We start from the raw sequence: 13233 nt of genomic DNA, 5'->3' as shown, positions 1-13233 counted from the left end.
TGTTGATCAGTGCGATGATTCCGACGACGATGAATCCGATGACGACGATCATCAAATGAGCGCCTTGAAAAGCTGCCTGCCCCATGATGGACCCCGTGAGGTTAGCGGGCGCCCGCCCCCGGGCGCCTTGCGCGATTAACCTTTTTACCTCACGGGGTATTCGCCTGTCATCCGGATAAGGCGTGGTGGTGCCGGTGTATCAAGAGGTGGCGAAAGTGAACCAGTTGACGTTGACGAAGTCGGCCGGCTGACCCGAGGAGAAGGTCAGGTACACCGTGTGGGTGCCCGTCACCCCGGAGATGTTGGCCGGGATCGTCCGCCAGCTCTGCCAGCCGCCGGTGTTCGCCAGCGCGAAGTCGCCGATGGGCGTGGCCGTCGGGCTGTCGAGGCGCACCTGCACCAGCCCGCTCACCCCGGCCGCCGCGCCGGAGGCCACCCTGGCCCTGAACTGGGTGGCGGGCGTCGAGCCGAAGTTGACCCCGTCGTAGCGCAGCCAGTCGCCGTTGGTGACGGCGCCGATGTTCTGGCCGCCGCCCGAGTCGGTGGTGGTCTCGGTGATGGTGCCCGACTGGCCCTGGTAGCTCTCGGCCTGGATGGTGGAGCGGGCGTCCACGCCGCCCGGCGGGTTGGTGGGCGTGGGCGTCGGGGTGGTGCCGGTGCCGCTCTGCCAGACGGCCACGTAGTCGACCATCATCGGCCGCCCCGAGACGGTGGCCGCGGTGGGGGTGGAGCCGCCCAGCGCGTTCGGGAACGCGCCGCCCATCGCCACGTTGAGCAGCAGGAAGTAGCCGGCGTGCCCGGTCATGTTGTTCCAGGTGGTGGCGTCGAACTGCGACTGGTTGACGCCGTGGAACTGCTGGCCGTCCACGTACCAGCGGAGCTGGTTGGGGCTGACGCTGCGGTCCCACTCGAAACGGTAGGTGTGGTAGGCCGACTGGCAGGTCGAGCCGGGGCAGGCGCGGCTGGCGCCGAGGCCGGTGGTCTCGTTGCAGGGCCCGCCCGGGTTGACGCCGCAGTGCAGCACGCCCCAGACGGAGTTGATGCCGTTGACGTTCTCCATGATGTCGAACTCGCCGATGGCCGGCCAGTTCCAGTAGTTGCCCCGGTACGGCGCGCCGAGCGCCCAGAACGCCGGCCAGTAGCCGAGGGCGGCGTTGCCGGTCACGTTCGGCATCTGGATGCGGCTCTCGATGCGCAGCACGCGGCCGTCGGCGGGCTTGAAGTCGGCGCGCCTGGTCTCGATGCGCGCGGAGGTCCACTCCCCGGACGAGCTGCGCAGCGGCGTGATGCGCAGGTTGCCCGAGCCGTCGAGGCTGAGGTTGGCGGTGCTGGAGGTGTAGTTCTGCACCTCGCCGGTGCCCCAGTTGGCGGGGCCGCCGGGGTAGGCGTGGCCGGTGTCGATGATCCAGTTGCTGGACGAGGGCAGGGTGTTGGCGGAGCCGTTGAAGTCGTCGGACCAGACGAGGGACCAGCCGGAGGGGGTGGCGGGGACGCTGGCCGAGGCGCTGATCGCCAGCTTGACGAGGAGGCCGCTGAGGGCCACGAGTACCGCTGCGACGGCCGCCAGGCGGCGGCGATGCCGGATCGCTGTTGTCATACTCGCTCCTGGGGGGTGCTGGAGCGCGCGGAGAGAGCGCTCTCTGCAAGATCTGAGCACAGCGTTTACCGGCTGTCAACAGACCACACAAGTGCGATGAGGCTGATGTGAGAGCGCTCTCCCTGAGGAACAAGAAAGCGCGGCGCCGCACGAGGTGCGGCGCCGCGCCAGGCATCAGGCGGCGCGCCGATGGGGCGCCGCGTGACGCGTGCGGCGGCGCGCCGAATGCGGCGCCGCCGGAGGCACGTGGCGGGTCAGCCCTTCTCGGCTTCTCCGGTCGCCTGCTCCAGAGCGTCCTCCGGGGAGGCCTCCAGGTCCTGCTCGGCGTCGGCGCCCGCCTGGGCGGACGCCTTGTCCAGGCGCACCCAGCTCGTCACGCTCTCCACCGCGAACAGCACGAACAGGTACGCCGTCAGCACCGCCAGCACCGGCGTCAGCACGCCGAGCGCCGCACCGGCGCCGATGACCAGCAGCCGCAGCTCCCAGCCCAGCCCGGCCCTGAACACCCAGGCGGGCGGCCAGATGCTCTGCCGCGTGCGGTAGACGGTGTCGTAGGTGTGATAGCCGACGACGTACACCAGCACGAACAGCAGCCACTTCGGCGCGTCGGCCGCCAGGCCGATCGCGATGATGGCGAAGAACTCGGCGGCGCGCAGCAGCGGCGGGGTGAGCCAGTCGAAGCGGCCCAGGTGGTCGCGCGGCGCGGTGGGCAGCACCAGCACCAGCATGATCGCCACGGGCAGGAGGAGGATGGGGCCGCCGGAGTCGAGCAGCCCGGTGACCGTGACGGCGACCACGGCGAGCAGGGCCACGAGCGTGGCGGGCACGGGAGGCAGGCCGGTGCCGAGCTTGCCGGCCAGGGCGCTGGCGAGCGGGCCGTCGTCGCGGTAGGCGACGAGGCGGGCGGTCTGGATGCGCCGGCGCTCCTCGTCGGGGTCCGGTGTGGGGGTGGCCAGGGCCTGCGGGTGGGTGATCATACGAGCGACCTCATGAGGCGTCCGGTGAGGGTGTAGGCGGCGGCGACGGAGCCCCAGATCACGAGCGTGATGAAGGTGATCCGGGCGTCGAAGAGGGCGGCGGTGATCGCGATGGCCGCGAAACGCTCGCCGATGGGGAAGACGATCATCTTACGCGCCCAGTGGACGGCACGGTACTTGCCGGCCTTCGTCCACATCTTCAGCACGCCGCGAAGGCCCTGGCTGCGCTCCACCTTGCGGGCGGTCAGCTTCTGGCGCAGGTCGCGGTCGTCGGGGGCGTCCAGCGGCGTCGTGGGCAGCGGGGACGGGGGCTTGCGGCGGTTGGCGACGCCGAAGGAGAAGTCGAGCAGGTGACGCACGGACTGCAGCCCGAGCGCGGCCAGCGCCAGGATCCAGATCTCCTCGCCGTTGCCGGAGACCACCCAGCCGACGGCCAGGCCCGCGAAGACGACGTACTCCTTGAACCGGTCGAACGTCGCGTCCAGCCATGCCCCCAGCACGCCGAACTTGCGGGCGTAACGGGCGACCTGCCCGTCGACGCAGTCGAAGACGAAGGCGAAGTAGATCAGCACCCCGCCCAGCACCATCCACGGCCGCTCGCCGGTGGCGAAGCAGGCGGCGGCGGCCACGCCGAGCGCGATCGAGATCAGCGTCACCTGGTTGGGCGTCAGGCCGCGCCGGGCGGCCCAGCGGGCGATGTAACGCGAGTAGGTGGAGACGAAGAACGTGGTGAAGAAGCCGTCGGCGCCCTTGACGGCGTTGTTGAGCCGGGCGCGGTCCTCGTTCATGCCGGCCATCTCGGCGCCGGCCTCGTTGATCTCCTCCTGGGTGGTGACCCGGCGGTAGAACAGGTCGCGGCGGCCCCTGATGCCGACCGACACGCCGTTGCGCACCAGGCCGAACACGACGAGCTGGACGAGGTCGTCGTCCGGGCCGAACGTGTGCGCCAGGGCGGCCAGCTCGCGGCAGGTCTCCGCGAGCCTCGGCGCGTTGCGCGCGCTGATGTGCAGCGGGCCGAGCACCACGGCGTTGGGCCTGGTCACGGCGTGGGTCGCGGTGCCCACGGAGACCACGCGGGACTTGCCGACGCGCACCCGCACCGGCAGGCCCTCGACCCGGTTCATGCCGATCTCGGGCTCGGCCTCGTCGATGGGGATGCGGTCCTCGGCGGCGTTGTCCTCGGGACCGATCTCCTCCTGGCCGTTGTCCTCCGTCACCCCCACCCGAGGCTCTTTCGCGACGAGCGCCAGCGCACCGCGCTTGGACTTGGTGATCTGGTAGATCAGCTCGTCGTGGACGACAGAGTTCTCAGGGATGATGAACAGGCTCTCCGTTGCTTGCTCGGCGACGTCGGCCAAGGCGCGCAGGGCGGTCGCGACGTCGTCCGTCGGGATCGTGGCGAAACGCGGGTCCATGGCGGCGGCCTGGCCGCGCAGCCGTTCGGACACGGTGGGATTGCCGGAAAGCGCGGCCAGCCTCAGGCCGGTCGGAGAGATGTCGGGGCCGGGCGAGGCGCCCAGCAGGACCACGCGGGTCATGACTCCCTTTCGAGGCGGTAGCGGGGGGTTGAACAACGGGTAATGCGGGGACAGACGTCAAAGTCTAGTGAGAGTGACGCAAAGTCGCGTCACCAGAGCATGCCCGTAACGTTCCGTCCGCCGGTATACAGAGCGGCCGTAAGATGTCCGAGTGAGTCTCTACCGTGACGAAGGCGTGGTCCTGCGCACTCAGAAGCTCGGTGAGGCCGACCGCATCGTCACCATCCTGGCCAAGCGCACAGGCAAGATCCGGGCGGTGGCGCGCGGCGTCCGCCGCACCAAGTCGCGCTTCGGGGCCAGGCTGGAGCCGTTCACCCACGTCGACCTGCAGTTGCACACCGGCCGCACGCTCGACGTGGTCACCCAGGCGGAGACGATCAGACCTTACGGAGAGGCGCTGGCCGCCGACTACCCCCGCTACACCGCCGGCAGCGCCATGCTGGAGACCGCCGACCGGCTCACGCACGGGGAGAAGGAGCCGGCGCTGCGGCAGTTCCTGCTGCTGGTGGGCGGGCTGCGCACGCTCGCCGACCGCGGTCACGAGGCCAGGCTGGTCCTGGACGCCTACTTCCTGCGCTCCCTGGCCGTGGCCGGCTACGCCCCCGCGCTGGATGCGTGCGCCAAGTGCCAGGCGCCCGCCGTCAGGGCGTTCGCCATCGTGGCCGGTGGCGTGGTGTGCGGGGCGTGCAAGCCGGCCGGTTCCGCCGTGCCGGCGGGCGAGACGATCGGGCTCATGACGGCGCTGCTGCGCGGCGACTGGCCCACCGCGGACGCCTCGGAGTCCCGCCACCGCAGCGAGTGCAGTGGTCTGGTCGCCGCTTATCTGCAGTGGCACCTCGAACACGGAATACGCTCTCTGCGACACGTCGAAAGGGAGCCCGCGTGAACGTACGACCGCCGTCCCCGCACCCGTCGGGAGCGACCCCGCCGCCCATCCCGCGCGAGCTGGTGCCCCAGCACGTCGCCATCGTCATGGACGGCAACGGCCGCTGGGCCAAGGCCCGCGGCCTGCCCCGCACGGAGGGGCACAAGGCGGGCGAGGCATCGCTGTTCGACGTCATCGAGGGGGCCATCGAGCTGGGCGTCCCCTACCTGAGCGCGTACGCGTTCTCGACGGAGAACTGGAAGCGCTCGCCCGACGAGGTGCGCTTCCTCATGGGCTTCAACCGCGACGTGATCCGGCGGCGGCGCGACGAGCTCAATGCCATGGGCGTGCGCGTCCGCTGGGCGGGGCGGCCGGGGCGGCTGTGGAAGAGCGTCATCTCCGAGCTGCAGACGGCCGAGGAGATGACGACGGCCAACCGGACGCTCACGTTGCAGTTCTGCGTCAATTACGGCGGGCAGGCCGAGATCGTGGACGCCGCCGTCAAGCTGGCCGAGGACATCGCGGCCGGGCGGGTCAAGCCGTCCAAAGTGAACGAGAAGGTGTTCGCCCGCTACCTGGACGAGCCGCAGATCCCGCCCGTCGACCTGTTCCTGCGCTCCTCGGGTGAGCAGCGCTTCTCCAACTTCCTGCTGTGGCAGTCGGCCTACGCCGAGATGGTGTTCCTCGACCGGCTCTGGCCCGACTTCGACCGCCGCGACCTGTGGGAGGCGTGCGAGATGTACGCCAAGCGCGACCGCCGCTACGGCGGGGCAGTCCCCAACCAGGTCTAGCCGACGCCCAGCGCCCGGATGCTGTCGAAGCGGTGCAGGGCCTGCTCGAAGGCGGCGGGAGAGATCGAGATGCCGCCGCTGAACGGGAAGTCGAGCTGGTAGACCAGGAACAGCACCAGCCCCACCATGCCGCCCACCGCCGCCGCCAGGGTGACGTGCACCCGGCGGTTGGCGCTGCCGCACAGGATCGACGGCAGCAGCGCCACCAGCCCGCAGCCGCCGAGCGCCACCCACAGCAGCGGCGGCACGCCGGTGTCGGCCATCTGGGCGCGGGCGCGGCGCGAGTCCAGGACGGTCTGCATGCGGGCCATGGCCGCCCCGTAGCGGGCGGACGGGCCGCTGCCGTCCGGCTGGACGGTCTGGAAGAAGCTGCGGATCTGGTCGGACAGCCGCCAGGCGTTCGGCGACAGGCGGCGCTCCGAGGCCATCAGGGGCCACTCCTCGCGGACGACCGTGGTGGCGTAGCCGGTGGCGAGGGTCTGCAGGGTGGCGCGCTGGGGTGCGGGGAGCGAGCGGGAGTACCAGAAGACGTCGGTCAGGTTGCTGGCCTCCGTCGCGCTGGTCTCGGTGGCGGTGTTGACCTGGTTCCAGGCGGCGACGACGACCAGGCCGATGCTGACCGCGAAAAGGGTGCCGACGATGCCGGTGATCACCCCGCTGCCGTCGCGGTAGTCCTCGCGGGTCTGTGCGGGGATGACGCGGTTGGCGGCGTACGCGGCCAGGCCCGCGAGGGCGGCGACCGCGGCGGCGATGAGCAGGCCGAGGATGGCGACGAGCAACGTGACCTCACTTTCCGTGCATGAATGATTGCGCAAAGTGAGGTCACGTCGCCAGGGGGAGGCGGACTTTTTTCGCCTCAGGCGATGGCGGTGCCTTCCAGCTCGACCATCAGGGTGGGGATCGCCAGCCGGGTCACCCCGAGCATCGTGGTGGGCGGCGCCACCCCCGCGGCGCCCAGCCGCCCCGCCAGCACGCCGTAGTGCTGGAAGAGCAGCTCGACGTCCGTGGTGTAGACGTTGAGCCGGACGAGGTCCGCCAGCGACATGCCGGCCTCGGCCAGCACCGCCTCCAGGTTGTCCAGGCTCAGCGCCAGTTGCGCCGCCATGTCACCGTCGTGCTGGGGCTTGCCGTCGCTGCTCATCGCGGTCTGCCCTGAGCAGTACAGGGTGCGGGTGTGGCCGGAGACGGCCTCGCCCTGGTGGTATCCCAGCTCCACCGACCACGGCCACGGGTTGATCGCCGTTCGCTGCATCTTGAATCAGCCTCCATCACTTGTCAGCAGTGACGAGCCTCCCAGCGAATCACGACATCCTTTGTCGTGTATTCCGCTAATGTCGTCGCATGCGTGCCGACCGGCTGGTCTCGCTGGTGCTGTTGCTGCGCCGGCACGGCCGCCTGTCCGCCACCGCGCTGGCCCGCGAGCTGGAGGTCTCCACCCGCACCGTGCTGCGCGACATCGAGGCGCTGTCCGCGGCCGGCGTCCCCGTCTACGCCGAACGCGGCAGGCACGGCGGCTTCGCGCTGCTGCCCGGCTTCCGCACCGAGCTGACCGGGCTGAACCCCGACGAGGCCCTGGCCCTGCTGGTCGCCGGGTCACGGCGGGGCGCGCAGGCGTTCGGCCTCGGCTCGGCGCTCGCCTCCGCGATGCTCAAGGTGGTCGACGCGCTGCCCGAGAGCTACCAGGACACCGCCGCCGGCGCGGCCGGGCGGCTGCTCATCGACCCCGAGACCGACCTGCTGTCGCGCCGGCTGGTCGAGGAGGAGGTGCCCGACGCCGTAGCGGCCGAGGTCCTGCGGGCGGTGTTCGCCGGGCACCGGCTGCGCATCCACTACGCCGCCGCCGGGCAGGACGCGAAGTGGCGCACGGTGGACCCGATCGGGCTGGTCACCATTCGCGACAAGGGCTACCTGCTGGCCACGCGGTCCGGCGAGGACCGCACCTACCGGCTGTCCCGCGTCCTGGCCGCCGAGAGGCTCGCCGAGCCCGCCCAGCGGCCGGAGCGGGTCGATCTGGACCGGGCCTGGCAGGAGCGCAGCACCCGGTTCAGGGCCGGTGGCGACCAGGTCGGCGTGGTGGTGCGGATGGCCGCGGGGCGGCGGGAGGAGCTGCTGGGCACGGCGCTGGACGTGCTCGCCGAGGAGGTCGAGGCGGACGGCCGGCTGCGACTGGAGGTGACCTTCCAGGACCCGAGGCACGCCGTGTGGGCGTTGTGGCAGCTCGGGATGGACGCCGAAGCCCTGGAGCCGCCGTGGTTGCGCGCCTCCCTGCGCGACCGCGCCGCCGCGATCGCCGCCCGCTACGCGGTGCCGTCCTGAACCGGCGGACGGGACGCGTCGGCTTGCGCTGATTCGTGGCGGTAGCGGCCCGGGGCGGTGCCGAACTCGCGCTTGAACGCCTTGGCGAAGGCGAACTCGGTGGCGTACCCCGTTCGCTCCGCCACCGACCGCAGCGGCAGGTCCGTGTCGCGCAGCAGCCGCGCCGCCGTGGTCATCCGCCACCACGTCAGGTACGCCAGCGGCGGCACGCCGACCTTGCCCGCGAACCGCTGCGCGAACGCCGCCCGCGACAGCCCCGCCGCGCCGGCCAGCGACTGCACCGTCCACGGGGTCGCCGGCCGCTGGTGGATCGCTCGCAGCGCCGCCGTGACGGCCGGGTCGCGCAGCGCCGCGCCCCAGCCGGTGGCCACGTCGTCGGGCTGGCTCTCGTACCAGGCGCGCAGGATGTAGACGAGCAGGACGTCGAGCAGCGCCGACGTGGCCGTCTCGAACCCCTGGGCGGGGACGGAGTCGAGCTCCTGACCGAGCAGCTCCACGGCGCCCCTGAGCGAGGGGTGGCCGCCGATCCTCGCCGGGAGGTGCATGACGTCGGGCAGCTCGGTCAGCAGCGGGTGCAGCCTCGACTGGTCCAGCCGGTACGCGCCGCACAACATCTCCGTCAGCGGGCCAGGGCCGTCCTGGTGCAGGCTGCCGATGGGGGAGCCGTCCGCGTACGTGGGGGTGGCCGCGATCAGCGGCGTCGTGACCGCGTCCGCGAGGCCGTGACCCAGCTCGCGCGGCAGGAACACCACGTCGCCCACCCCGAGCCTGACCGGCTCGCCGGAGGCGGGCAGCAGCCAGCACGAGCCCTGAAGGATCACATGGAACCCCGCGCCCTGCAGCGGCTGGAAGCGCACGCCCCAAGGGGCGCGCATCCGCGTCCGGGAGGCGTGCGGCAGGCCGGTGCGCATGGCGGTGATCGCGTCGCTGAGCACGTCCATGTCCGTACGGTACCCGGTGGCGCTTCGGTCGTGGACGATCGGACATGGTGCGTGGATCGGCGGACATGGGCACGCGTCCCGCTTCCTCCTAGCGTGAGCTGCGTGAACGAAGGAGGAGACGATGAAGTTCGCGATTCACGGAGCCAGCGGGTTCACTGGACGGCTCGCGGTGGCGGAGGCGCGGCGGCGCGGATTCACGCCGGTGCTCGTCGGACGCTCGGAGGAGAGGCTGCGGAGCATCGCCGCTGACGGCGAGGCGGTCAGGGTGGCCGGGCTGGACGAGCCCGGGGCGCTGGCGGCGGCGTTCGAGGACTGCGCGGTGGTGGTCAACTGTGCCGGGCCGTTCACCGCGCTGGGGGAGCCGGTCATCCGGGCCGCCATCGCGGCCGGGGCCCACTACCTCGACACCACCGGGGAGCAGCACTACATCAGGAGCGTCCTCGACGGGCTGGGCGAGGACGCCGCGCGGGCCGGGGTGAGCGTCGTGCCCGCCATGGCCGACGACGGCGGGCCGGGGGACATGATCGCCCACCTGGTGGCCGAGCGGGTCGGGCCTGAGGTGGCCGAGGTGGTGGTGGCGGACCTGCGGGGGCGCGGCGTGGCGTCCAGGGGGACCGCGCGGTCGATGGCGGCGGTGTTCGAACAGGGGCCGCTGGCGTACACGGACGGTCGCTGGCATCCCGCCGAGGAGACCTCCGGCTCGATCGCCGTGCCGGGGGAGGAGGGTGCGGTGCCCGTGGCCGTGTTCGCGCTGCCCGGCGTGGTCACGATTCCCCGGCACGTGGCCGCGCGGCGGGTGCGGAGCGTGATCCGTACCGAGGCGGCGGCCATGTTCTCCGCTCTGACGCCCGACGTCGTGGACAGCGTTCCGGAGATCCCGGACGAGGAGGGCCGGCGGGCGTCGCGCTGGCTGATGCTGGCCGAGGCGAGCGGGGAGGACGGCAAGCGGGTGCGGGGGTGGGTGGCGGGCCCCGATCCTTACGGGCTGACGGCGGTGATCGCGGTGGAGGGGGCGCGCCGGTTGGCCGTGGACGGGGCGGCGGCGGGGGCGCTGACGCCCGCCCAGGCGTTCGACCCGGCCTCGTTCCTCGACCACCTCACCGACCACGGCGTCACGTGGCAGGTGACGCCAGCCTGACCTTCCGCCTGACGCGCCGCTTGCCTCGGCTGAGGACCGCCTGAGGCACGGCTTGCCCCCGTCTGCGGGCCGCATGGCGCAGGGCTGTCCCGTCTGCGGGCCGCATGGCGCAGGGCTGTCCCGTCTGCGGGCCGCATGGCGCAGGGCTGTCCCGTCTGCGGGCCGCATGGCGCAGGGCTGTCCCGTCTGCGGGCCGCATGGCGCACGGCTGCCTCGTCAGCGGGCCGCATGGCGCGTGGTTGCCTGGTCTCAGGCCCGCATGGCGCGGGGTTCAGAGGGACAGGGTGCCGAGGTCGGTGACGACACGGGCGAAGGCCCGGATGAGCTCGTTCTCGGCCTCGGTACGCCACACCACCGCGTACCGGAGCGCCTCGACGTCCCGGACGGGCAGGTAGACGATGTCCGGCCGCCCCCAGTACCGCCGCATGTGAGCGGGGAAGAGGTTGACGATCTGCCCCATGCTGGCCAGGGCGAGGATCTCCTCGGCGTTGCGGACCAGGGGCCCGCGCTCGATCAGCTGCCCCGAGCGGGTGTGCGACGGGACGAACCCCTCCGCCCAGTAGTCCGGCCTGGAGGGAGCGTCGCTGTGCTGGAAGTCGGCGAGCGTGTCCAGCGACACGGAGCTGCGCCGGGTCAGCTCGTGGTCGGCGGCCACGGCCAGCACCCGCGCGTCGGCGAACAGGACGGGCCCCACCGTCAGGTCGGGCTCCTCGACCGGCAGCCAGCAGATCAGCACGTCGAGGTCGCCGCCGCGCAGCCCTGCGAACGGGTCGACGAAGGAGGCGTGCTGGATCTGCATCCGGTAGCCGGGGTGGCGGGTGCGGAAGGTGTCCCAGTACGGGCGCAGGTCGTGGGCGTTGATGGACATCATGCCGACGCGCAGCACGGCGGTGACGCCCTGCGCGGCCAGCCTGGCGCGGCGGAGGCCGTCCTGGAGGCCGGCGTAGACGGGTGAGAGGTCGTCGCGAAGCTGCCGCCCGAGCGGGGTCAGCCGGACCGTCCGGGTGGTGCGTTCGAACAGCGGGGCGTCGATCTGGCGTTCCTGCTTCTTGACGGCCTGCGTGATGCGGGCGGGGCTGACGCGCAGCAGCTCGGCGGTGCGGCCGAAGTGCAGCTCCTCGGCCAGGGTGAGGAAGATCTCGATGTCGCGGAGGTCCACGATCCTCCCTCTCTTAACCCGGCGGTTAATACAGCCTTGCGAAGTTTGTCGTTGTTCCGGCTGGCGGTTCGCGCCGATCCTAGTGGCCGGAAGCACGCGGACCACCTCCGACCGCCATCCGGGCGACTCCCGCGGCCTCGTCAGCCGCCGCGTCAGGACGGCGACGGCCCGGTATCAGGTCGGTCGGCGAAGGTGGCAACCACGACCTCAGGCAAGGAGATTCTGATGAGCAACGGCTTTTCCGTCGCGGGACTGCGCAGGGTGCGCGAGGTGCTGGCCCGGCACGTGGACTCCGGGAAGATCCCCGGCCTGGTCGCGCTGGTCAGCCGCAACGGCCAGACGCACGTCGAGACGCTCGGCACGATGCGGCACGACGGCGGCGCCCCGATGCGGCGCGACACGATCTTCCGGATGGCCTCCACCTCCAAGCCGGTGTCGATCGCGGCGGCGGCGGTGCTGCTGGACGAGTGCCGGTTGCGGCTGGACGACGTGGTGGACCCGTGGCTGCCCGAGCTGGCCGACCGCCAGGTGCTGACCAGCCCCGGCGCCGACCTGGACGACACGGTGCCGGCCCGCCGCCCGATCACCGTCCGGGACGTGCTGACCTGCACCTTCGGCCTCGGCATGGACTTCACGGCGCTGGGCAAGCCGATCATGAACGCCATCTTCGAGCAGGGCCTGACCCCCAACCTGCCGGTCGAGGTGCCCGAGCAGGACGAGTGGATGCGCCGTCTCGGCGAGCTGCCGCTGATGTACCAGCCGGGCGAGCAGTGGCAGTACCACCTCGGCAGCGACCTGACCGGCGTGCTGGTCTCCCGGGTCACCGGCCAGCCGTTCGAGGACTTCCTGCGTGAGCGCATCTTCGAGCCGCTCGGCATGACCGACACCGGCTTCCACGTCCCCGCCGAGAAGATCGACCGGCTGCCCACCCTGTACGCCCCCGACCCCGCCACCGGCGAGTTCCTGGTCTGGGACGAGGCCAAGGGCGGCCGCTGGAGCACCCCGCCCGCGTTCCAGGGCGGCGGCGGCGGGCTGGTCTCCACCGCCGACGACTACCACGCCTACTTCCGGATGCTGCTCAACGGCGGCACCCACAACGGCAGGCGGATCCTGTCAAGGCCGGTCGTCGAGCTGATGACCACCAACCGGCTCACCCCCGAGCAGAACGCCCCCCGCACCGAGCTGGCCCGCAACAACGTGCACATCTCCTTCGGCCAGGGCCAGCAGGGCGGCTGGGGCCTCGGCATGGCGGTGCGCACCTACCGCGGCGACTACGCCCCCGTCGGCCAGTTCGGCTGGGACGGCGGCAGCGGCACCTCCGCCTACGCCGACCCCGTCAACGGTCTCACCGGCATCCTGCTCTGCCAGCTCGGCTACTCCGTCCCGAACCCGGCCCACCTGATGAACGACTTCTGGACCACCGTCTACCAGTCCCTCGACAACTGAACGGACATACAGTCATGCCGATCACCCTCACCGACCAGCACAAGGCCACTCTCCGCACCGCCGCCTACGGCGCCGTCTCGCTGATCGCCGCCGCCGACGCCACCGGCAAGCCCCACAAGGCCGCCACCGAGGGCAGCATCGCCCTGGCCTCCGCCACCGGCCAGATCGGGCACGTGCTCGCCGCGAAGAGCAAGGACCTCGACCTGGGCGGCAAGTCCGTCGCCCAGCTCGCCGACCAGGTGCTGCCGGCCCTGACCGCGTCCATGGGCCTGCTCAGGCAGCAGGACCCGGCCGAGGCCGACAACTTCCGCCGCACCGTCAGCGTCGCCGTCGAGGCCGCCACCCGCGCTCACCAGGGCGAGCCCAGCCCCACGGTGGCGGACATGGCCCGCAAGATCGCCGAAGCACTCGACGCCTCCTGACGGGCTCGCTTGTCGGGCCGCTATACATGGGTATAGCGTTCTG

General features: G+C 71.7%; 13 protein-coding genes. 6 read left to right on the top strand and 7 right to left on the bottom strand.

Translation table 11 applies throughout. From position 1 onward, the window contains the following. Nucleotides 1-199 precede the first annotated feature (199 nt). The 3 genes from ABD331_RS05500 to ABD331_RS05490 form a co-directional block, all read right to left on the bottom strand. The gene (locus tag ABD331_RS05500) at nucleotides 200-1597 is read right to left on the bottom strand and encodes a glycoside hydrolase family 16 protein (RefSeq protein WP_344471157.1); all 1398 of its coding nucleotides are present in this window, start codon (nucleotides 1595-1597) and stop codon (nucleotides 200-202) included. Nucleotides 1598-1851: 254 nt separating this feature from the next. Further along, nucleotides 1852-2574 (bottom strand): DUF5941 domain-containing protein, encoded by a 723-nt coding sequence (locus tag ABD331_RS05495; protein ID WP_344471156.1) that lies wholly within the window; start codon nucleotides 2572-2574, stop codon nucleotides 1852-1854. Then, nucleotides 2571-4112, bottom strand: coding sequence for a CDP-alcohol phosphatidyltransferase family protein (locus ABD331_RS05490; protein WP_344471155.1), 1542 nt, complete (start codon nucleotides 4110-4112; stop codon nucleotides 2571-2573). The genes ABD331_RS05495 and ABD331_RS05490 overlap by 4 nt, the downstream gene beginning before the upstream one ends. 151 nt (nucleotides 4113-4263) lie before the next feature. Here ABD331_RS05490 and recO point away from each other — a divergent pair, with 151 nt between their 5' ends. After that, nucleotides 4264-4998: a DNA repair protein RecO gene (recO, locus tag ABD331_RS05485; RefSeq protein ID WP_344471154.1), complete on the top strand. Its 735-nt coding sequence runs from the start codon at nucleotides 4264-4266 to the stop codon at nucleotides 4996-4998. Then, nucleotides 4995-5768, top strand: coding sequence for an isoprenyl transferase (locus tag ABD331_RS05480; RefSeq protein WP_148435725.1), 774 nt, complete (start codon nucleotides 4995-4997; stop codon nucleotides 5766-5768). Before recO ends, ABD331_RS05480 begins: the two co-directional genes overlap by 4 nt. Here the strand turns inward: ABD331_RS05480 and ABD331_RS05475 are convergent. Together ABD331_RS05475 and ABD331_RS05470 are read right to left on the bottom strand one after the other, a co-directional pair. After that, complete coding sequence (locus ABD331_RS05475; RefSeq protein ID WP_344471152.1) at nucleotides 5765-6547, bottom strand: bestrophin-like domain; 783 nt, start codon at nucleotides 6545-6547, stop codon at nucleotides 5765-5767. The genes ABD331_RS05480 and ABD331_RS05475 overlap by 4 nt on opposite strands. A gap of 77 nt (nucleotides 6548-6624) precedes the next feature. Further along, nucleotides 6625-7020 (bottom strand): RidA family protein, encoded by a 396-nt coding sequence (locus tag ABD331_RS05470; RefSeq protein WP_344471151.1) that lies wholly within the window; start codon nucleotides 7018-7020, stop codon nucleotides 6625-6627. 89 nt (nucleotides 7021-7109) lie between these two features. Here ABD331_RS05470 and ABD331_RS05465 point away from each other — a divergent pair, with 89 nt between their 5' ends. Continuing rightward, complete coding sequence (locus ABD331_RS05465) at nucleotides 7110-8084, top strand: helix-turn-helix transcriptional regulator (RefSeq protein WP_344471150.1); 975 nt, start codon at nucleotides 7110-7112, stop codon at nucleotides 8082-8084. Here the strand turns inward: ABD331_RS05465 and ABD331_RS05460 are convergent. Then, the gene (locus ABD331_RS05460; protein ID WP_344471149.1) at nucleotides 8066-9025 is read right to left on the bottom strand and encodes an AraC family transcriptional regulator; all 960 of its coding nucleotides are present in this window, start codon (nucleotides 9023-9025) and stop codon (nucleotides 8066-8068) included. The genes ABD331_RS05465 and ABD331_RS05460 overlap by 19 nt on opposite strands. A 121-nt stretch (nucleotides 9026-9146) precedes the next feature. On the opposite strand from ABD331_RS05460, the gene ABD331_RS05455 reads away from it, so the two are divergent. After that, on the top strand, nucleotides 9147-10163 hold the full coding sequence (locus ABD331_RS05455; RefSeq protein WP_344471148.1) for a saccharopine dehydrogenase family protein: 1017 nt from the start codon (nucleotides 9147-9149) through the stop codon (nucleotides 10161-10163). Nucleotides 10164-10434: 271 nt separating this feature from the next. On the opposite strand, the gene ABD331_RS05450 is transcribed toward ABD331_RS05455, so the two are convergent. Beyond that, nucleotides 10435-11322, bottom strand: a complete 888-nt coding sequence (locus ABD331_RS05450) for a LysR family transcriptional regulator (RefSeq protein ID WP_344471147.1) — start codon at nucleotides 11320-11322, stop codon at nucleotides 10435-10437. A gap of 225 nt (nucleotides 11323-11547) precedes the next feature. On the opposite strand from ABD331_RS05450, the gene ABD331_RS05445 reads away from it, so the two are divergent. Then, nucleotides 11548-12768: a serine hydrolase domain-containing protein gene (locus ABD331_RS05445; protein WP_344471146.1), complete on the top strand. Its 1221-nt coding sequence runs from the start codon at nucleotides 11548-11550 to the stop codon at nucleotides 12766-12768. Between the two features lie 14 nt (nucleotides 12769-12782). After that, nucleotides 12783-13190, top strand: coding sequence for a hypothetical protein (locus tag ABD331_RS05440; RefSeq protein ID WP_344471145.1), 408 nt, complete (start codon nucleotides 12783-12785; stop codon nucleotides 13188-13190). Nucleotides 13191-13233 lie beyond the last annotated feature (43 nt).

This window comes from Nonomuraea monospora (genome assembly GCF_039531895.1).
In the GTDB taxonomy this organism is placed as follows: Bacteria; Actinomycetota; Actinomycetes; order Streptosporangiales; family Streptosporangiaceae; genus Nonomuraea; species Nonomuraea monospora.
Note: the sequence above shows the minus strand (reverse complement) of the source record. Positions and strands in the feature narration are given on the sequence as shown.